This window comes from Sphingobium sp. GW821-FHT02B05 (assembly GCF_059421905.1).
The window spans coordinates 1,923,852-1,944,118 of record NZ_JBWKVW010000001.1; the positions used below are offsets into that span (position 1 = coordinate 1,923,852).

General features: G+C 61.9%; 18 protein-coding genes and 2 tRNA genes. 10 read left to right on the top strand and 10 right to left on the bottom strand.

What is annotated here, in order from left to right:
* Window positions 1–113: 113 nt before the first annotated feature.
* Window positions 114–878, bottom strand: a complete 765-nt coding sequence (locus AC07UX_RS09610) for a MerR family transcriptional regulator (RefSeq protein WP_495191667.1) — start codon at window positions 876–878, stop codon at window positions 114–116.
* Between the two features lie 98 nt (window positions 879–976).
* Here AC07UX_RS09610 and cysS point away from each other — a divergent pair, with 98 nt between their 5' ends.
* From cysS to AC07UX_RS09625, 3 genes are all read left to right on the top strand, one after another.
* Complete coding sequence (cysS, locus tag AC07UX_RS09615) at window positions 977–2,479, top strand: cysteine--tRNA ligase (RefSeq protein WP_495191668.1); 1,503 nt, start codon at window positions 977–979, stop codon at window positions 2,477–2,479.
* Between the two features lie 39 nt (window positions 2,480–2,518).
* Window positions 2,519–5,413, top strand: coding sequence for a CHAT domain-containing protein (locus AC07UX_RS09620; protein ID WP_495191669.1), 2,895 nt, complete (start codon window positions 2,519–2,521; stop codon window positions 5,411–5,413).
* Between the two features lie 76 nt (window positions 5,414–5,489).
* Window positions 5,490–5,987, top strand: coding sequence for a GNAT family N-acetyltransferase (locus AC07UX_RS09625; protein WP_495191670.1), 498 nt, complete (start codon window positions 5,490–5,492; stop codon window positions 5,985–5,987).
* On the opposite strand, the gene AC07UX_RS09630 is transcribed toward AC07UX_RS09625, so the two are convergent.
* The 5 genes from AC07UX_RS09630 to AC07UX_RS09650 all read right to left on the bottom strand — a co-directional run bounded on the left by AC07UX_RS09630 (window position 5,984) and on the right by AC07UX_RS09650 (window position 11,531).
* Window positions 5,984–7,852, bottom strand: coding sequence for an ABC-F family ATP-binding cassette domain-containing protein (locus AC07UX_RS09630; protein WP_495191671.1), 1,869 nt, complete (start codon window positions 7,850–7,852; stop codon window positions 5,984–5,986). The two genes, AC07UX_RS09625 and AC07UX_RS09630, sit on opposite strands and share 4 nt — an antisense overlap.
* A gap of 420 nt (window positions 7,853–8,272) precedes the next feature.
* Entirely contained in the window at window positions 8,273–10,669 is a 2,397-nt protein-coding gene (locus AC07UX_RS09635; protein WP_495191672.1) for a P-loop NTPase, read from the bottom strand.
* A gap of 218 nt (window positions 10,670–10,887) precedes the next feature.
* Complete coding sequence (locus tag AC07UX_RS09640; RefSeq protein WP_495191673.1) at window positions 10,888–11,208, bottom strand: DMT family transporter; 321 nt, start codon at window positions 11,206–11,208, stop codon at window positions 10,888–10,890.
* A gap of 104 nt (window positions 11,209–11,312) precedes the next feature.
* Window positions 11,313–11,388, bottom strand: a tRNA-Lys gene (locus tag AC07UX_RS09645).
* Window positions 11,389–11,444: 56 nt separating this feature from the next.
* Window positions 11,445–11,531 (bottom strand) — tRNA-Tyr (locus tag AC07UX_RS09650).
* 102 nt (window positions 11,532–11,633) lie between these two features.
* Between AC07UX_RS09650 and rlmB the strand changes: the two genes are divergently transcribed.
* Window positions 11,634–12,374: a 23S rRNA (guanosine(2251)-2'-O)-methyltransferase RlmB gene (gene rlmB, locus AC07UX_RS09655; RefSeq protein WP_495191674.1), complete on the top strand. Its 741-nt coding sequence runs from the start codon at window positions 11,634–11,636 to the stop codon at window positions 12,372–12,374.
* A gap of 30 nt (window positions 12,375–12,404) precedes the next feature.
* On the top strand, window positions 12,405–13,145 hold the full coding sequence (locus tag AC07UX_RS09660) for a hypothetical protein (protein ID WP_495191675.1): 741 nt from the start codon (window positions 12,405–12,407) through the stop codon (window positions 13,143–13,145).
* 21 nt (window positions 13,146–13,166) lie between these two features.
* Here AC07UX_RS09660 and AC07UX_RS09665 read toward each other — a convergent pair whose 3' ends face one another.
* Entirely contained in the window at window positions 13,167–13,484 is a 318-nt protein-coding gene (locus AC07UX_RS09665) for a 2Fe-2S iron-sulfur cluster-binding family protein (protein ID WP_495191676.1), read from the bottom strand.
* 72 nt (window positions 13,485–13,556) lie between these two features.
* On the opposite strand from AC07UX_RS09665, the gene AC07UX_RS09670 reads away from it, so the two are divergent.
* The 3 genes from AC07UX_RS09670 (at window position 13,557) to AC07UX_RS09680 (ending at window position 14,924) form a co-directional block, all read left to right on the top strand.
* Complete coding sequence (locus AC07UX_RS09670) at window positions 13,557–14,174, top strand: DNA-3-methyladenine glycosylase family protein (RefSeq protein WP_495191677.1); 618 nt, start codon at window positions 13,557–13,559, stop codon at window positions 14,172–14,174.
* A 3-nt stretch (window positions 14,175–14,177) separates the two neighbouring features.
* Window positions 14,178–14,414: a DUF2188 domain-containing protein gene (locus AC07UX_RS09675; RefSeq protein WP_495191678.1), complete on the top strand. Its 237-nt coding sequence runs from the start codon at window positions 14,178–14,180 to the stop codon at window positions 14,412–14,414.
* A gap of 75 nt (window positions 14,415–14,489) precedes the next feature.
* Window positions 14,490–14,924 carry a response regulator gene (locus tag AC07UX_RS09680; RefSeq protein ID WP_495191679.1) on the top strand — a complete coding sequence of 145 codons (435 nt, stop codon included), beginning with the start codon at window positions 14,490–14,492 and terminating at the stop codon, window positions 14,922–14,924.
* Here AC07UX_RS09680 and AC07UX_RS09685 read toward each other — a convergent pair.
* Window positions 14,872–16,398 carry a PAS domain-containing protein gene (locus AC07UX_RS09685; RefSeq protein ID WP_495191680.1) on the bottom strand — a complete coding sequence of 509 codons (1,527 nt, stop codon included), beginning with the start codon at window positions 16,396–16,398 and terminating at the stop codon, window positions 14,872–14,874. The genes AC07UX_RS09680 and AC07UX_RS09685 overlap by 53 nt on opposite strands.
* Before the next feature lie 8 nt (window positions 16,399–16,406).
* Window positions 16,407–17,690 (bottom strand): UDP-N-acetylglucosamine 1-carboxyvinyltransferase, encoded by a 1,284-nt coding sequence (murA, locus tag AC07UX_RS09690; protein ID WP_495191681.1) that lies wholly within the window; start codon window positions 17,688–17,690, stop codon window positions 16,407–16,409.
* 207 nt (window positions 17,691–17,897) lie between these two features.
* Between murA and AC07UX_RS09695 the strand changes: the two genes are divergently transcribed.
* Window positions 17,898–18,632, top strand: a complete 735-nt coding sequence (locus AC07UX_RS09695; protein WP_495191682.1) for a Crp/Fnr family transcriptional regulator — start codon at window positions 17,898–17,900, stop codon at window positions 18,630–18,632.
* A gap of 52 nt (window positions 18,633–18,684) precedes the next feature.
* Here AC07UX_RS09695 and AC07UX_RS09700 read toward each other — a convergent pair whose 3' ends face one another.
* Window positions 18,685–19,251 carry an HNH endonuclease gene (locus AC07UX_RS09700; protein WP_495191683.1) on the bottom strand — a complete coding sequence of 189 codons (567 nt, stop codon included), beginning with the start codon at window positions 19,249–19,251 and terminating at the stop codon, window positions 18,685–18,687.
* Between the two features lie 94 nt (window positions 19,252–19,345).
* Here AC07UX_RS09700 and gluQRS point away from each other — a divergent pair, with 94 nt between their 5' ends.
* Entirely contained in the window at window positions 19,346–20,260 is a 915-nt protein-coding gene (gene gluQRS, locus AC07UX_RS09705; protein WP_495191684.1) for a tRNA glutamyl-Q(34) synthetase GluQRS, read from the top strand.
* The last annotated feature ends 7 nt before the right edge of the window (window positions 20,261–20,267 follow it).

Genomic DNA, 20,267 nt, shown 5'->3' on the forward strand with positions numbered 1-20,267 from the left:
AATCCATGTCGCCAGAGGGGCCCGGCCCGCATCATCAATATCGGATGCCCAATGCCTGGCTGCAAGGGATCGGTCCCTCTGCAACATTTTATTACAAACGTTCGCCCCCCATGTCAGCGTGCCTTGCGGACCGCCCCCACCGCAGTGATGAAGGCCCAGACATCGGCGGAGAAAGGCGGGGCCTGATCCGCTTCCCATTCGCCGATATTGTCATAGAGATGCGTAACCCCTTGCGTCATCGCCGGCGTCGCCACGGCCGTGAACGGGGCAAGCAATTTTTGCCATTCTTCATATAATGCGCTCGCTTGCGCGGACGAGGGATCAAGTGGCAGCGCCGCGGCAATCCGCGTAGTCAGTTCCGACCATTGCGCGCCATAGGCAACCTGATCGAAATCCGCGGGCAAGGCCACCTGCGCATCGGCAAAGTCGGCTTCCGCCTGCGCGCTGATGTAGAGGCCGGTCACGCTTTTCCAATTTTCCTGATTCATAATCGTCTCTCCGGTTCGGATCAGCGAGCAAAGGGTCGCGGCATCTAGCGGCTCGCCACGGTCGATGCGGGACAAGGCTGTGGCGAGATGGGTGCGCGCTTCGGCCAGCCCTTCCGCCTGGTCATCGAGCGCGGCGATCTGCGCACGCAGAAGCGGCGCCAGGTCGATCGGGCGATCGTTCAATAATTTTTCGATCTGGCCCAGACTAAAGCCCGCGCGCTTCAACATGATGATACGGTGCAGCCGCAAAAGATCGGCCCGCCCGAACATTCGTCGACCCGACGCCGTGCGCAATGGCGCCACGAGACCGCGCCCTTCATAGAAGCGCAGCGCCCGGCTGGTGAGGCCGGTGGCGCGGGCGACGGCGGCGATATCCATGAGATCGGTCATGCAGCCGGGATAGCGGTTGACGCAGGGTCAAGTTCAAGCGCTTTTTTGCTTGCCCTGACCCGTTGACGCCCGCCCCGCTTCGCGACATGGCTTGGCGCATGTCCGACGACCAGCATATCCCCGCGCCGCTGCGCCTGTTCAACAGCCTGACCCGCACGATCGAGCCGTTCGCGCCGATCGAGGAGAACCACGCGCGTGTCTATAGCTGCGGCCCGACCGTCTATAACTACGCCCATATCGGCAACCTGCGCGCCTACGTCTTTACCGACACGCTGCGCCGGACCTTGTTGTGGAAGGGGTTGAATGTCACCCACATCATCAACATCACCGATGTCGGCCATCTGACCAGCGACGCCGATGCGGGCGACGACAAGATGGAAGCGGCCGCCCGCGCCAGCGCCAGGAGCATATGGGACATCGCGGCCCATTATACCGAGGCGTTCAAGTCCAACATCGCCGCGCTCAACATCATCGCGCCCAGCGAATGGACGGTCGCGACCGACTATGTGCCGCAGATGATCGCCTTTGCCGAAAAGATCGCACCGGATCATTGCTATGAGTTGGAGAGCGGCCTCTATTTCGACAGCAGTAGCGTGCCCGATTATGGCGCGCTGGCCGGTGGCCGCGATGACGCCGCGCACGCCCGGATCGACCCGGTCGCGGGCAAGCGCAACGCATCGGACTTCGCCATCTGGCGCAAATCGCCGCCTGGCGAGCAGCGGCAGATGGAGTGGGACAGCCCGTGGGGCAAAGGCGCGCCGGGCTGGCATCTGGAATGTTCGGTCATGTCGCAGGCGCGGCTTGGCCAGCCGTTCGACATCCATACCGGCGGCATCGACCATCGCGAAATCCATCATCCCAACGAGATCGCGCAGAATCAGGCCTATTGCGGTTGCACCGATGCGCAGCCCGGCTTTACGGGGTCGCGCTGGTGGATGCACAATAATTTCCTGGTGGACCGTCAGGGCAAGATGAGCAAGTCGAAGGGCGGCTTTACCACCCTGTTCAGCCTGATCGATGCGGGCGTGCATCCGATCGCCTATCGCCTGCTTTGCCTTGGCGCCCATTATCGCAGCGAACTGGAATTCAGCGCCGACAATCTGGCGGCGGCCCTCACCCGGCTCAAGCGGCTGGTCATGGGCGTCGAAGGCCTCAAGGCGCGCGCCGAAGGCGTCACGTGGCAATCGCCGCGCATCGATTATCTGCGCGCCAATCTGCACCCGAAACTGGCCCCGTTGCTTGAGCAATTCGACGCCGCGATCGCCGATGATCTTATGACGCCTCGTGCGCTGCCCCTGCTGGAGGAAGCCATTGGAATGAAGAAGGTGCCGGTGGACGAGAAGCTCTGCCTGGTCGCGGCTTTCGATTTTGCGCTGGGCCTCAATCTGATGACGCTCAGCCGCGCCGATCTGCGCGTTCGGCCCAAGGATGCGCAGATCACGCCGGACGAAATCGAGGCGGAACTGGAGCGCCGCACCGTTGCCCGCGCCGGAAAGGATTTTGCCCTGTCGGATGACATCCGCGATTCCCTGATCGCGCGTGGGGTCGAGGTAATGGATGGCGATCCGCTGCGCTGGGACTGGCGGCTGGCAATGGCCTGACCCGTGAAGACGCGCGCAGGTCGAGACAGGGTGGGGTAGATGAGGCTTTCCGGTCGTGTCGCGCCTTTTCTGTTGATGCTGGCTCTGCCGGCACCATGGGCTTTTGCTGCGGCATCCGGCAGCTTTTCCGCGACCGACCCCCGCCATGCCCGGCTCTACGCCCTGGAGCATCAGGCATCGGACCTGTTCAACAGCGACGACTATGCCCTGTCCATGTCGCAAAAAACCCGCGACGCTTGGAGCCGCCTCCACGCCGCCGCCCTCCGGGTCAAAATCGGCGGCAATCCGCACCCGCTCGCCGGGGTCGCGCTCATCAATCTTTCGTCCATGGACCAGATTGACGGCAAGAATGGCGACGCGCTGACCCGGTCGAACCAGGGCCTTACCCTGTTGGCGCCCTTTGCCGACGCCTATCCGGTGGCCTGGATGCAGGGCCTGTCGATCAAGGGGTTCGTACAGGCCGCGCTGGGCGATGTGACGGGCGCGGCGGAGACGCTGGCGCAGGCCAGCGCCTATATGGATGGCTATATCGCCCGCACACCACCCGACCAGCAGGATGAATCGACCCAGATGCTGCGGTCGAATATCGCGTTTTCCCATGCGCAGGCCCTGACCCGCCTCGGCCGCAATGATGAGGCCGCGGAGGCGCAAAAGGCCAGCATGGAAGCCCGGATCCTGGCGGCCGGGCCGAACAGCCCCGACACGATCGGCTCCTATTACAGCTATGCCCAGATGCTCGCGCGCGCCGACCGCGACGTGGAAGCAGAAAAATATGCGCGCATGGCGGTCGAGATCGCCACCGACCATGTCGATCGCAAACATCCCAGCTACGCCCGCGCACTGGAGGCGCTGGGCCTGCTCCTGTCGCGCACCGGCCGGCGGACAGAGAGCCTCGACTATCTGCAACGCGCCATCGCGATCAAGCGGGAGACGGTGGGCACCAGCAGCCTCTATTTCCAGTTCGGCCTGCAAAATCTGGGCACGGTGATGCTGCCGCTGGAACGCTATGCCGACGCGGAAACGCTTTTCATGGAAGCCGAGCGGGGTTTCCGCGGACTGGAGGGAGACAATAGCCCGCAATCCGCCCGCGCCCTCGCCTTCGCCGCCTCGGCCGCCCTGGCGGAGGGGCACCGCGATCAGGCGATCAGGCGTATGGATGACGCATTGGCGCGAGTCCATGCCGCGTCGGACAAGGACCGGGACATCGGCCAGCGCGTCTATCCCTATCTGATCCCCGCGCTGATGGCGACCAACCGCAAGGATGCGGCCCGCGCTGCCGCCAATGCCTTCGCCGCAGAAACCCGGCAACTCGACAATGCCCCCGCCATCCCGCTGGCGCAGGCGGCGATGCTGGTCGCCTGGACCCGGCAGGATGAAGGCGCGCTGACGCCAACGGCGCGTCAGCTGGTAGGCCTGCTCCGCGACAATGCCAGCGTCAATGACGATGGCGAGTTGAACGAGGAGCAGCGCGCCGCGCTCGACACGATCCTGACGATCGCGGCGCAGACGCAGGATGGGGCATTGGCGCTCGACGCCATGGCCATATTGGCCGGATCGCGCATTGCCCAGGCCAATCGGCTGGTCGCCCAGCGGCTGGTTGCCGATCCGGCGCTGGCCGCGCGCGTGCGCAGCCTTCAGGACCGGACCAAGACGTTGCAGGCCGCCGACAGCCGATTGCTCAAGGCACTGGCCATCGACAGCGGCGTGACCGAGGCACGGGCGGAACGCGCCAAGCTGTCGGCGGCAGTGGAGGCCGAGCGTGCCGCGATCGCCCGCGACTATCCGCGCTGGGTGGAAGCGCATGGTGGCGAGCGGCCGGATATCGATGCCCTGCGTGCCAGCCTTGGCAAGGACGAGGCGCTGTTGGCGGTGATGCCTGCCTTTGACGGGGTCTATCTGCTCGCAGTCGGCCGCGATGCCGTGCATGTCGAACGGGCGCGGATGGACCGGGCCGGGCTGGTGGCGCTGGTGGGAACGTTGCGCGGCTCGCTGACGCCGGCCGGTTTCGATCAGGCCAGCGCTTACAGCCTCTACAGGCAGATCTTCACGTCCGGCATCCTCGCGACACTGGGCAGCGCCAGCAGCCTGCGCATCGTGCCCACAGGCGCCTTCGCCTCCCTCCCCTTCTCCATGTTGCCACAACGGCCGGTCGAAACGGTGACACGCGCCACCCCTTGGCTGATCCACCGCTTCGCGATCGAGGTGCAGCCGGGCTTCTCCATCAGCGGCAGCCGGCGACACCAGGTTGCGGTGGGTGAGCAGCGCTTTCTGGGCGTCGGTGCGCCGCAACCGTTCGGCGACGTGCAGGCGGCCGATGTCCCGCCGCGCGGCGGCACACTGGCTCTGTCGCACCTGCCGCCACTGCCCGGATCGCAGGCAGAGTTGCGGGCGGTCGCGCATCGTTTCGGCCCGGCTCGCACGACTTTGCTGGCCGGCGCGGACGCCAATGAGCGGGCATTGCGCACGCGCGACCTGTCTGGCTATGGCGTGATCCTGTTCGCGACCCACGGGCTGGTGAGCGGGGAGATGGAGGGGGTGACCGAGCCGGCGCTCGTCCTGTCCCCGCCGTCTGCCGACGACGGCCAGGACGACGGCCTGTTGACGGCGTCTGAGGTGGCGGCCATGCGGATCGGGGCCGACTGGGTGATCCTGTCCGCCTGCAACACGGCGGCGGGCGACAACAGCCAGTCGCCGGCCTATTCCGGCCTGGCCCAGGCATTCCGCTATGCCGGGGCGGGATCGCTGCTGGTGTCGCACTGGCCAGTGCGGGACGATGCCAGCGCCTTCGTCACGCTGGAGACGGTGAAGGGCGCCAATCGCGGCCTGCCCCGCGCGGTGGCATTGCAGCGGGCGATGCTCAAGCTGATCGGGTCGAAGCAGCCCAATGCGGTGCAGCCCTATATATGGGCGCCCTTCATCCTGATGGGGCGGTGATAGGGAATAGTCCTTATAGGTTTCCGTGCGCGGAAGGCGGATAGGTCGAGGCGACCTTTAAGCAGAGGATTATCCCATGATCGCGCTTGAAACCCGTTATGGCTTTCGCATCGACATTCGGCTGGCCGGCCATGCCGACGAACCGGCACTGTCCGATTTCTTCGCCGCCGTGACGGACGAGGACCGGCGTTTCCGTTTCCTGTCGGCGGTGCGCCATGTCAGCCAGGGGCAGCTGCACGACATCACCGCCTTCGACTATCACCGGCACGAGACGTTCGTGGCCTTCGCGCCGGGCGGGGACGAGATCATCGCCGCCGCCACGCTGGCCGCAGACCGGGAGGGCGGCACCGGGGAGGTCGCCATCTCCATCCTGCCCGACCACAAGGGCAAGGGGATAGGCTGGACCCTGCTGGACCATGTCGCGCAGGAGGCGCGCGGCTGGGGCATTCGTCGGCTCCAGTCGATCGAGAGCCGGGACAATCGCGCCGCCATCGCCCTGGAACGGGAAATGGGCTTCAGCGCCCGCGCCGTTGACGGCGACCCGGCGCTGGTGCTGCTGGAACGGGTGTTTTAACCCGCCTCCAGCGCGGCGCCGGCCTCCATCCAGACTTCTTCGGCAGCGGCCAGCTTCTTTTCGACTTCGGCGCGCTTCACCATCAACTGGCTGCTCGTCATCTTGGCTTCGGGCCCGGTCGCGGCCTTGGGGTTCGACAGGGCCGCGTCGATCCGGCCGCGCTCGGTGGCCAGCGCCGTCATTTCGCGCTCCGCCCTGTTCACCGCGTTTTTCAGGACCTTCTGCTTTTCGCGCCATTCGGCGGCGGCCTTCTTGTCCGCCTTGCGATCCACCTTGGGCGCGTCGCCGCTGCTGCCATTGCCGTCCGCCTTGCGCAGGATGATGTCGGTATAATCGTCAAGGCTGCCGTCGAACGGCTGGGCAGTGCCATTGTCGACCAGCACCAGACGATCGGCGACCAGTTCGATCATGTGCCGGTCATGCGACACGATCACCACCGCGCCGCTATAATCGTTGAGCGCCTGCACCAGCGCCTCGCGGCTGTCGACGTCGAGGTGGTTGGTCGGTTCGTCGAGGATGAGGAGATGCGGTGCGTCGCGGGTGATGAGGGCGAGCGCCAGACGGGCGCGCTCGCCACCCGACATGGAGCCGACCTTCTGCGTCGCCCGCTCGCCCGAAAAGCCGAAGCGACCGAGTTGCGCGCGGACCGCGCCGGGCGTCGCGCCCTTCATCACGCGGGTCATATGCTCCAGCGGCGTGTCGGTGACGTCCAGCTCTTCCACCTGATATTGGGTGAAATAACCGACATTCATCTTGGCCGAGCTTTGCATCGTCCCTTCCATCGGGGCGAGTTGCGCGGCGATCAGGCGGGCCAGCGTCGTCTTGCCGTTGCCGTTGCGGCCGAGCAGCGCCAGCCGGTCGTCCGGGTCGATGCGCAGGTTGATGCGCCGCAGGATCGGCGTTTCGGTATAGCCGACCGAGGCCATGTCCATGGTGATGAGCGGGGGCTTGAGTTCCGCCGGGCTGGGAAAGCCGAAATGCAGGGTCGGATCCTCGATCGCGGCGGCGATGGGCTGCATCCGGGCCAGCGCCTTGGCACGGGACTGGGCCTGTTTCGCGGTCGAGGCGCGGGCGGAGTTGCGGGCGACATAGTCCTGCAACTTCTCGCGCTCCGCCGCCTGCTTGGCCCGGGCGGATTCGAGCTGGGCGAGCCGTTCGGCGCGCTGCCGCTCGAACGCATCGTAGCCGCCGGGATAGAGGGTGACCTTCCCCCCTTCCAGATGGAGGATATAGTCCACGACATTGTTGAGCAGGTCGCGTTCATGGCTGATGACGACCACGGTGCCGCGATAGGCTTTGAGGAAATTCTCCAGCCAGAGCGTGGCTTCGAGGTCCAAGTGGTTCGACGGTTCGTCGAGCAGCAGCAGATCCGGGTTGGAGAAGAGCAACGCGGCGAGCGCCACGCGCATCTTCCAGCCTCCCGAATAGCTGTCGAGCGGGCGCCCCTGCATTTCCTCGTCGAAGCCCAGGCCCACGAGGATGCGGGCGGCGCGGGCCGGGGCGGTATAGGCGTCGATCGTGGTCAGCCGCTCATAGATATGGCCGAGGCGATCGGGATCTTGCGTATGCTCCGCCTCCGCCATCAGTTCGGCGCGTTCCTTGTCGGCGGCCAGCACGGTGTCGAACGGGGTCGCGGTGCCCGACGGGGCTTCCTGCGCGATATAGCCCAGGCGCGTGTCGCGGGGCATGTCGCACGACCCCTCGTCCGGGTCGAGCTGGCCGATCATCACCTTCATGAGGGTCGATTTGCCCGCGCCGTTGCGGCCGATGAGGCCCACGCGGCTGCGCGGCGGCAGCGCGGCGGCAGCGCGATCGAGAATGGTGCGGCCGCCCAGGCGCACGGTGATGGAATTCAGGTTCAGCATGGGCGCGCCCTAGAGCATTTCGCCTTTGGCGAAAATGCTCTGTTTCTTTGTTATCGCATTTTCCGAGTCATCGACCTGCCGTCGATTTGAAAATGCTGCTGGCATGGACGCGCGGGGTGGCAAAGGCGCGAGGCGGCGTTTTGCAACAGGGTCAGGGATTGCGAAGTTCACACCGTTGTGGCAAACGCGAAAGCGTGGGCGCAGACGGGTGCCGTCGATTTCGCAATAGGAAAATTTCTGCAAAGTCAGGCCCGCGCCGGTGCGAAGGCGGCGCAGGGTGGAAGAAGCCGACGGTGGGAAAGAGCCGGCGGGAGGATGGCATGGAATGGGGGTGTAGGATAGGGAAGGTGAAACCCAACCGACGACCAATTTACCCCCCCCAAGAAAACAATCTTTAGAAAATAGGCTAACGCATTTATTTCATCTGAATCCCCTCCCGACCAGCTCAGCATTTACTTGACTGTGTAAATTTCGATATTTTCTAAGATTATAACTCTCCCGACTATTAGAAACCTTCGCCTGCTCAACCATTTGTTGAAGACTTCTTTGAGCATGAACAAGCCATCTATCACTCGCTACATCGCTCATAATTTCAGCGTACTGAAGAGCTTGGTCGCTATATCTCAGCAAATGATAAGAGCGACGCGCATCATCCTTTATACAATTTTCAAGAACCTCCATACTTTCTTCTATACCACCTTGAGCTGTAAGATCAGAGGTGTTCCTTTTCAGGACATCAATATTAGCTTCAAATAGAATACGAGCATGAGTATTCCTGATAGAAAACACTCTACCCCTACTTTTTGACAATGCCGTATCTATCCAAGAAAACGCTTCCGTAAAACTTTTCATCTTAGATAGATAAATAGCGCCGTGCTGGTAATCATATGCGTTGTCAGTCGAATGAACCAAGCGCTTATAGAAATTCTCTCCATCCTCGACGCGAGGAAATGCCTTTTTCGCATAATCGTTGTCGTAGGCATACTTCCTAAAAACGTCGTAATCAACGATAAGTCTGCTAGGAATGGAACTATGAAAACGCTCATATATTAAGCCAAATGCCTTTGGTTGACAAACCTTCAAAGCCACGTGAGCAAGCGCACCAGACCGAACAGAAAAATGATCTTGATACGGATCGTCAGGAAGATCAATTTCAACTAGAAAACTTTTTATCCTGTTCGTGATATCATAAACGTCAGTATATTTTTTTTTATTTTTAGAAATAAAAGCGTAAATCATGTCAAAAGATACTACAGTTCTGCATGCAGCAACGTAGCACGCCATCATGTATACCTGGAAAGCCTCCGAATCCTTTGCCTCAAACTCAGCCAACTTCGTTCGAAACCGATTCGTGAGATTTTCATCGAAAACATGCCGTCGAAATGATTCAAACAATCCGAACTCACCACTGTCTCGAGTTACAGAATCAATACTATCAGGATGCCACCTACGAATATCAATAGGTATCGATTCTATTATATTCTGAAGATCCTGACTATTTATGTCTGAACTAGAATGGACATCAAGCTTACCTTGCATCGATCTCAAATTCACAGAATCAAAATATATACTTTGTTCAGCACAAACAACCTGAGCACCGATTGAAGAAACAACTTTGTCTATTGTATCTCTCGAGTCGATCATATTATCGACAAAAATCAACGCCTTCCCAGAATTTCCGTGATGTTCGGCTATGATTTTATCGACCTGAGGACTAGAAATTCTGTCAAAGTATAGAACTGGCCTATTATTTGATAATTCGGACGCGACTTGTTTCAATATTGTTGTTTTACCAGACAGAGGTAAGCCAACGATCGCAGCATGTCGACCATTGAATATCGAATTTTTGACCGCGGAATTTATACGTCGGCGCACCAGTTGCGCAGAGTACGCATCCGACCATTCTGGCTCCGACCCAAGAAAGAAGTTACGGATTGGCCGCTGCGCTACTTCCGCAACACCAGGTACTTGCCCGGTGAATTTTTTATGACTAGAAACTGTCGCCGCTTGGTTGGGCGTCACACTTCGATTTTCTATCGAAGCCAAAAAGTCGTCAGTCTCTCCGATTAGTATGTGAAAGCCGAGGCTCGTATACAATGCAACTGCAGCGGGATCGCTCTTACGAAGCAGTATCCATCTGTTGAATTGCGACTGCGACGCCCCATCATGTAAAGCTTGCAGAACGCCAGCATCTCGCATTCCATAACCTAAGAAAAAAGTAGGCCTGGCCTGCAATTCTCGCTGAAAAACATACCACGTCTGCCGGTCAGATGCAAAAGCAGAAGAAATTTGACCTGGAGTGAAGAGAAAATCGTCATCGTCGTGTCTCACATTTCCATGCAGAGGAATAAATTGTACCACTTCTGACGGCTGACGCGGGGCGCCATAAAAACCAAAGTCGTGTAAAACACGCCGATTCTCTCCGCCACGCGCATTAAAAATGTGATACGGCAAATCATCAATATTTGTAGTATACAAAAAATTTACATCTAACTTTCTGAGAGAATCATATCGATTGTCGTATCGATCAACCGTAAATACAATTTCCAAGTAATCTCTTAGAGAATTTCTGCGATCAGCAAGAAGTATTGCATAGATACTTGCGAGATCTAAATCCTTGTATGATTCTAACGAAAATTCGCTAACTAAGAGTTGCTTCAGCCCGTCGCCAACAGGGAGGAATGCCTTATTTGCGTTTTGCGCGAGTGTCGAAAAACCCGCTCCAGTAAATAGATTTAAAGGCCCGGCAAGATCGGCTGCAAACAGCCCTGACTCTGATACATTGAGCAAATCACTTCCCCCAAAAATTTGGAACATATTCTCAAACTTGGGAAAAATGGCAAGGGGCCAGTGTGAGATTGGAGACACACACGTTCAAGGCCCATAAGATCAAATTTCGAACATTACCAATAAGCGCCAATAGGGATAAAACGTGCCCGATTATTTCGCAGCCAGTTCTCGCATTGACGATCTAACAGATATTTATTGAACAGGCATAGGGCGGGGGCTACTGGCATTAGGCCACATTGCCCCCCTCACCCGTTCCCACAAACCTTAGTCCCCACGACCCCCACCACGATCATCGCCATGAAGCCCGCCTGCGCCATGTTCACGCGGTCGCCGAAGAATATCATGCCGCCGATGATGACGCCCACGGCGCCAAGGCCGGTCCAGACCGCATAGGCGGTGCCGGCGGGGATGCCTTTCATCGCGAGAGCGAGCAGGCCCATGTTGAGGAAGCTGAGCGCGATCGGCACGGCGCTGGCTTGCCAGCTACCGATCGTCGCGGCCCATTTCAGGCTGAGCGCCCAGCAGATTTCAGTAAATACAGCGATTCCGAGGATGAGCCACGCCATGGGGCGCTTCCCTTTCGTACAGGGCGGGCTCGGAAAGGCGGCGCGGTGGCCGGAAACCCGAAAGAGGCGGCGCGCCGAAGGACCGTTTTTCTGAAGAAGGAGGGTGGTGGACACACTTGGGCTCGAACCAAGGACCCGCTGATTAAGAGTCAGCTGCTCTACCAACTGAGCTATGTGTCCACACTGGCCTACCTCCACCCCTTCGAAAAGGGGGTGACTGCATCGGCCCGATGCAGTGGTGGACAGGGCTGGATTCGAACCAGCGTACGGGAAACCCGGGCAGATTTACAGTCTGCTGCCTTTAACCACTCGGCCACCTGTCCAGTGCCCTACGCGAAGAAAACTGCGTTCCCGCCGCGCTGGAGGCGGCCTAATGGCGAATGGAGACTTGCCTGTCAATGGCCTGATGTGAAAAGAGCGAAATCATGAAAAAGCCCAATCGCTCCACCAAGCCCAAGAGCGCCTTTCCGCGCTTCTATGGTCGTCATGCCGTCATCGCGGCCCTTGCCAACCCCGACCGCGTCGTGCGCAAGATATGGGGGACGCGCGAGGCGCTCGGCGCCCTCGACCTGCCGCCGGTGCTGCCGATCGTCTATTCCGACGTATCCGACATGGGCCGCATGGTCCCGTCCGACGCGCCGCATCAGGGCATCGTCGCCGAAGTCGAGCCGCTGGACGATGTGTGGCTGGGCGACGTGCTGGAACAGGGGCAGGACGACAAGCGGCCGATCCTGGTGCTCGATCAGGTGACGGACCCGCATAATGTGGGCGCGATCCTGCGCTCCGCCGCGGCGTTCGACGCGCTGTGCATCGTGACGCAGGATCGGCATGCGCCGCCCGAATCGGGGGTGCTGGCGCGTGCGGCGTCGGGCGCGCTGGAAAATGTGCCCTGGGTGCGAGTGGTGAACCTGGCCCGCGCGCTCGAAGAGATTGCCGAGGCGGGTTACTGGCGCATCGGTCTGGATGGCGACGCCGACACCACGCTGGGCGAGGCGATCGGCGAATCGCGCGTCGCTCTGGTACTGGGTGCCGAGGGCGAAGGGCTGCGTCACAATACCATCGCCCATTGCGACATCATCGCCAAGCTGCCGATCAGCCCGCGCATGGAGAGCCTGAACGTCTCCAACGCGGCGGCGATCGCGCTCTACGCCGCTACGGTGGGCTGACGGAGACTTTTGCAACGGGGGAGAGCAGCCATGGACCGCCTGTATCGCACTTTGGGGGCGCTGGCGGGGCTGCTCGCGCTCTCCGCCTGCCTGGTGACCCCGGGCACCTTCGTGTCCAGCCTGGATGTTCGCGCCGACCGCAGTTTCAGTTTCGCCTATAAGGGCGAGATATTGGCGTCGGACATGGGCAAGGAAACGCTGACGGGCGCCGGCGCCTCATTCGGCGACGATGCGCCGGAGGGCGAGGCGCAGAACAGCCCGACGCTGATGCAGATCGCGGCGCAGGAGGAGGATTTCAGCGACGCGGCCGGCGACAAAGGCGATGACGCACAGATGCAGGCGATCGCGGCGGCGCTGGGCAAGGAGAAAGGGTTCCGATCGGCCCGCTATATGGGCAACCACAAGTTCGAGATCGACTATGCGATCACGGGCCGGCTGGACCATGCCTTCCTCTTCCCCTTCAACATCGACGCACAGATCATATTGCCCTTCGTCGCGGTGGAGATGCGCGGGGATGATCGGGTGCGGGTGAAGGCGCCGGGCTTTGCCAACGGGTTCGACAAGAGCCAGGGGCCGGCGGGCATGGGCGGCGCGGGGGATGAGGCCGCAAAGGCGCTGAACGGCAGCTTCACGCTGACCACGGATGCGGAGATCGTCAGCCAGAACCAGGAAGATGGCGCGGAAACCACGCCACAGGGCAAGCGGATCGTCTGGGCGATCACGCCGCTGACCAGCGATGCGCCGGCCGCGACGTTGCGGGTGAGGCAGTAGCCCGACCTCACCCGAACGGGATCAATCATCCGGCGCGATGGTGACGCGCAGGCCGTCCAGCGCATCGTTCAGCACCAGCTGACAGGACAGGCGGCTGCTGTCGTTGCGATGGTCGCTGCTGTCGAGCAGGTCGTTTTCGTCCTCGCTCATCGCGGGCAGCGCGTCGGCAAAGGCGGGATCGACATAGATATGGCAGGTCGCGCAGGAGCAGCATCCGCCGCACAGCGCCAGCAATTCATCAAAGCCATTGTCGCGGATGACTTCCATCACCGACAGGCCATTGTCGCCATCGACAGCCTGTTCTTCACCCGAACGGTTGACCACAATCAGTTTCGGCATCTACCCTATCCCCTGGAATTTTCTCCGCTCTGACCGACAGGGACCGGGAAATCAAGGGTCAGCTATCGCAACATGGTGAACAGTGTCGATCAGTTACGCGCGAGTCTGGACGCGATCGCCGCGCTGGAGCCGGGCTTCGTCGCGGCGATCGCGCGCGTCGGCTATCCCGCGCCGCGCGTGCGGGAGCCGGGCTATGAGACGCTGTTGCGCACGATCGTGGGGCAGCAGGTCAGCGTGGCATCAGCCGCCGCCGTGTGGCGCAAGCTGGAGGCGGAACTGGGCGAAGGCTGCACGCCCGAAGCGCTGCTGGCACGGGATTTCGATGCGTTGCGGGCGTGCGGCCTGTCGCGGCAGAAACAAGGCTATGCCCGTAGCCTCGCCGAACTGGTCGCGTCGGGCGCGCTGGACCTGCATTCGCTGCCCGCCGACGATGAGGACGCGATCGCGCAGCTTGTCCAGATCAAGGGGATCGGTCGCTGGTCGGCGGAAATATATTTGTTGTTCGCCGAAGGACGGCCCGACATATGGCCGGCCGGCGATCTGGCGATACAGATAGAGATCGGCCGGATATTGGGCATGGCGCAGCGGCCAAGCGAGACGCTGACCCGCGCCGTCGCCCAGGCCTGGCGCCCGCATCGCGGCGCTGCGGCAATCATGGCCTGGCACCATTATAACACCGAGGTACTATAACCTATGCCCCTGCCCCACGCCCGCTACATCGTCCTGAGCCATGAAGGCGTCTGGAAGATCAATCTGGACAATAAATATTATGGCCCCTTCCCCACCCAGGCGCTGGCGGTGGAGAGCGCCACCGGCACCGCGCGCAAGGCCAGCGAGGCGGGCTACCCCGCGTCCGTGCTGCTGATGCAGGGGACGCAGTTCGAAACATTGTGGACCAGCGTCGTCGAGGACGAACCTAGCGCACCGTAGAGTCATTTTAGCGCTCAACAGGGAACCGAACCGCCTTGTCGGTATTTACTTGATCCAGATTTAACGGATCGTGGAATGCGCAAGAAGATATTGATCGTCGAGGACGAGATTTTTGTCGCTCTGGAAATCGAGCAGATCGTAGAGGATGCCGGGTTTGTGGTCGGGGCGATCGCCGCCGATCGTGAGAGCGCCTTGGCGAGCGCGGACGATTGCGACATCGCCCTGGTCGACCTGAACCTGCGCGACGGACCTACCGGACCGCAGATCGGCATGGAACTGGCCGCGCGTTACGGCATCCGCGTCATCTACGTCACCGCCAATCCTGCACAGATTGGTGAGGCGTCTGTGGCGGCGCTTGGCGTCATCACCAAGCCATTCCGCCCGCAGAGCATTACCGCCACATTGCAACTGGCCGCCGCCGAACAGCCTGACCTGACGGCTGCCGAAATCACAGGCTTCACGCCGTTCCGCCCGCGCGGCTCATGGAACGGGATGGAATCCAGAGGCTGAGCCGCAGCCCGTCGGCCGCCCAGTTACGCTCCATCCGACCGCCCAATTGCCGTTCGACGCTGAGCGTCATCAGCCGGGTGCCAAAACCCGCCGCGCCGCCGGGCAAGACGGGCGGGCCGCCTTCTTCCTGCCAGTCGATGCGGACGTCATCGCCGTCCAGCGCCACATGCAGTCGCACGACGCCCTGCGCCACGGACAGTGCCCCATATTTGGCGGCATTGGTCGCCAGTTCGTGGAACAGCAACGCCAGCGGCGTCGCCGAACGATCGTCGATCGGGACATCGTCACCCGACAGGATGATGCGCGGCGCGCTCTCACTACGATAGGGGGCGAAAATCTGATCCAATACGCCCCAAAGGCGCCCTGCCCCATCGCCGATCTGCGGCGCGGATTCGACACTGTGCGGGCGCACGAAGTCATGGGCACGGCCCAGCGCCAATATGCGATCGCGCAGGTCGTCGGCGACATCGGCGATCGCCGGATGCTGGCGCGCCGACAGGCCGATAAGGCCAGCGATCACGGAGAAGATATTCTTTATCCGGTGCGACAGTTCATGCGCGATCATCTCGCGCTCGTCGATCATCAATTTCTGTTCGTGAATGTCGGTGCAGGTGCCGATCCAGCGGATGATGACGCCATCGGCGTCGCGGATCGGCAGAGCCCGGCCCAACGTCCAGCGATAGTCGCCGCCATGATGCCGCAGCCGATATTCGATCTCATAAGGCTCGCCGGTCGCCAGGCTGTTGCGCCAGCGCCCCCATGCCCGGTCCTGATCGTCGGGATGGAACATGCCGCTCCAGCCGGCGCCATCGGTCGATCCCGGCGCCACGCCGGTATAATCATACCAGCGGGCATTGTAATAATCATGATAGCCGTCCGGCAGCGTCGACCAGACCATTTGCGGCATCGTGTCGGCGAGCGAGCGGAACATACGATCGCTTTCGGCGACGGCGGCGGCATCCATCCGCTGACGCACGATCATGTCGCGGTCGCGCCGGCGCCCCTCCAGTTCCACCATCACCTGCCGGGCGAGCAAAATCAGCCCTTGCCGTTGCAGCGGGGTCAGCGCCTCGCGTGGCTGGGTGTCGATGACGCAGAGCGCGCCCAGCGGTTCGCCATCCGCTCCGATGAGCGGGGCTCCGGCATAGAAGCGGATATGGGGCGGGCCGGTGACGAGGGCATTGTCGGTAAAGCGCGGATCGCGAGTCGCATCCGGCACGGTGAAGATATCGTCTCCCAGCATCGCCAGCGCACAGAAGGAAACGTCGCGCGGCGTTTCCTCCGCATCCAGCCCGACGCGCGCCAGGAAGCGCTGGCGCACGTCCTCGACGATGCTCACCAGCGCGATCGGCACGTCGCACAGCGCCGACGCAAAGCCGGTTATCTCGTCCAGATTGCGGAAGCCGCCGACATCCAGATCGTAAAGCGCCAGCAGCGCCGCGCGATCCGTCGCCAAGCCCCGTCCGTCAGCCATCAGGGCGCTCAGCCATCACTGACGCGCTCGATATCGGCACCGACGGCGGACAGTTTTTCCTCCAGCCGCTCATAGCCGCGATCGAGATGATAGACGCGCTGCACCTGCGTTTCCCCTTCGGCGGCAAGGCCCGCGAGGATGAGGCTCATCGACGCACGCAGATCGGTCGCCATCACCGGCGCGCCGACCAGCCTGTCCACGCCGCGCACCACGGCGGTCCGGCCGTTGACGGCGATGTCCGCGCCCATGCGGGCCAGTTCGGGGACATGCATGTAGCGATTTTCGAAGATGGTTTCGGTCAATACCGATGCCCCGTCCGCCTTGGTCAGCATCGCCATGAACTGCGCCTGCATGTCCGTCGGGAAGGCCGGGAAAGGTGCGGTCGACAGGGTCAGGGGCTTGAGCTTGCCGTCCGACGATATGCGGATGCCGTCCTTGTGCGGATCGACCTGAACACCCGCGTCGCGCAGGGCGGCGAGGATGGCATGCATGTCGTCGGCATTGGCGCCGATCAGATCGATCGACCCGCCAGTGATGGCCGCCGCGCAGGCATAGCTTCCCGCCTCGATCCGGTCGGGCATGACGCTGTAGGTGGCGCCGTGCAGCCGCTCGCGGCCGTGGATGACGAGCTTGTCGGTGCCGATGCCTTCGATGTCCGCGCCCATGGCGACGAGCAGATTGCACAGATCGACGATTTCCGGTTCGCGCGCCGCATTTTCGAGGATGCAGGTGCCCTTGGCGAGCGAGGCGGCCATCACCGCATTTTCGGTGGCGCCGACCGACACGACAGGGAAGGTGTAGATGCCGCCGGGCAGGCCGCCGTCCGGTACGCTGGCGCGCACATAGCCGGCCGTGGTTTCCAGCGTCGCGCCGAAGGCCTCCAGCGCCTTCAGATGCAAATCGATCGGGCGGTTGCCGATTGCGCAGCCGCCGGGAAGCGACACGCGCGCTTCGCCGACGCGGGCGAGCAGCGGCCCCAGCACCAGGATGGACGCGCGCATTTTTCGCACGATGTCATAGGGCGCCTCGGTCGAGGTGACGCGACCGGCGCGCATGGTAAGCACGCGGCCGAAATCCTCCGGCCGGGCACCCTCTATCATGGTCGATACGCCCAGCTGGTTCAGCAGATGGCCAAAGCTGTCGACGTCGGCCAGGCGCGGCAGATTGCGCAGCGTCACCGGCTCGTCCGTCAGCAACGCGCAGGGCAGGAGCGTCAGGGCGGCGTTCTTCGCGCCGGAGATGGGAAGGCGGCCATTGAGCGTGTTGCCGCCGCGAATGTGAATGCGGTCCATTGGGCAGGGTTAATAGCGTGTAATGCGCCCTGCGCAAGGCGGCTGCAGGGTCATTTGATGGCGCAATCCGGCCGGGCTGGCGGCAATATGAAATATTATTGCAAAGCGCGGCCGGACCTTGATCGAGTTTAGTGTGCATTCTGAAAATGCAGCCAAAAGGCGAAAGGGGCGTTCTGCCATCGTAACGACAACAGGAAAAAGGTGTTTTTGGTGGCGACAAGTTGTTTCGCGGAACGACTGGCAAAACAGGTGCCATTGTCCGATGCGGAAAAGAAGGCATTGACCCGGTTGGAGGAAAATCCCCGCAAGGTAAAGCGCGGCGCGATGATCCAGCGGGTCAACGAGACGGTGACGGAATTGTTCGTGCTGCGCGAAGGGCGGGTGATGAGCTATGTCATCCTGCCCGACGGCAGCCGCCAGATCCTTCGAGTCTATTTCCCCGGCGATTTCATTGGATCGGCCAGCACCATCTACAGCAAGGCGCCCGAGTCGCTGGTCGCCCTGTCCGATGCGATCGTATGTCCGTTCGACAAGCATGCGCTGCGCCGCCTGCTGGAGGAATATCCGCGCGTCGCCGCGCTGCTGTTCCTGCTCTCCAATGCGGAGCGGGTGTCGATGACCGACCGGCTGGCGTCGCTGGGACGGACATCGGCCAAGGCCCGCGTCGCGTCGTTCCTGCTCGACATGTTCGACCGGCTGCGCGTGACGGATGACAGCATCACCGACAGTTTCGACCTGAAGCTGACCCAGGAGGAGATCGGCGATTCCATCGGCCTGACATCGGTCCATGTGAACCGCATGATCCGCCAGATGGAACAGGAAGGCCTGATCAGCCGAACCAATGGCCGGATCATCCTGAACGACATGGCCCGGCTGGAAGAAATCGGCCATTATACCAACCGGCTGAAGGATATGGATCTGGACTGGCTGCCGGTCGGCTGAGGCCGACCTTGGGGACTGGTTGCCGGTCGGATAAGGACCAGCGCGCAGCGGGTCAGGCCAGCAGTTCGACATCCCAATAGAGCCAGTCGTGCCAGCTTTCGTGCAGATAGCCCGGCGGGAAGGCGCGGCCATGTTCCTGCAACTGCCAGCTGGTCGGACGGATCGGCTGCACATGCAGGGTCATGCCGGCCTGCCGGGGCGTACGCCCGCCCTTTTTGAGGTTGCAGGGCGAACAAGCGGTGGCGACATTTTCCCAGGTGGTGCGCCCGCCAGCGCGACGCGGCACGACATGGTCGAAGGTCAGGTCCGCGCTGGTCCCGCAATATTGGCAGGCGAACTTGTCGCGCAGGAACAGGTTGAAACGGGTGAAGGCCGGATGTTCGGACGGACGCACATATTGTTTGAGCGCGATGACCGAAGGGATCTTCATTTCCATGCTGGGGCTGTGGACCTGCCGCTCATAGCTGGCGATGATGTCCACCCGGTCCAGAAAGACCGCCTTGATCGCCGTCTGCCAGGGCCAGAGGCTGAGCGGATAGTAGCTTAGCGGCGTGAAATCCGCATTCAGAACAAGCGCCGGACAGTTTTCCGGGTGTCGTATGATGTCGGGATGGTACATAAAAACCTTCTTCCCCCCAGTCGCCGATGCTGATCGTCCAACAAGGTGACAAGCACATGACAGCATTAACGAATATCCCGCGTCAAGAGCCTGTATGACTCATCTTATCGCACCACAGCATATGGTGACCCGCTTCGCCCCCAGCCCCACCGGATTGCTGCATGTCGGCCATGGCTGGTCCGCGCTGATGGCGATGGACATGGCGCGCGCCTCGCAAGGGGCCTTTCGCCTGCGGATCGAGGATATAGACGGCACGCGCAGTCGGCCTGAGCATGTTGCGGGGATCATGGCCGACCTGGCATGGCTGGGCGTCCGCTGGGATGGCGAGGTCATTTTCCAGTCGCGACGGCTGGACCAATATGATGCGGCGCTCGCCCGGTTACGGGCAGACGGATTGCTGTACCCCTGTTTCTGCACGCGGGCGGACATACAGGCCAGCCTGACCGCGCCGCATGGGCCGGAGGGGCCCGTCTATCTGGGCACGTGCCGGGGGTTGACTGACACAGAACGGACCCGGCGCATCTTGGCGGATGAGCCGCATGCCTGGCGGATCGACATGGGGCGGGCGGTGGCGCAGGTGGGCGCGCTGGCATGGACGGCCCTACCCTTTCCCGTCCGGCCCGGGCCTGTCGATGGGCAGACGGTGCAACTGATCGCCAATCCGCTTGCCCATGGCGACGTGGTGCTGGCGCGCAAGGATGCGCCGGCCAGCTATCATCTGTCCTGCACGCTGGATGATGCCGCCATGGGCGTGACCCATGTGTTGCGCGGCGACGACCTTTATGGCGCGACCCATGTCCATCGTCTGATCCAGGCGCTGCTCGACCTGCCAAGCCCGGCCTATATCCACCATCCGCTGCTAATGGGCGCGGACGGCAGGCGGCTGGCCAAGCGGGACGGGGCGATCGCGCTGGCCGATCTGCGGCGCGAAGGCATGGACCCGGCGGCTCTGGCCGCGGACCTGCGGGCGGGGCGCTTTCCCATTGGCATCCACCTCGCAAGCGCCTAGCATCCAG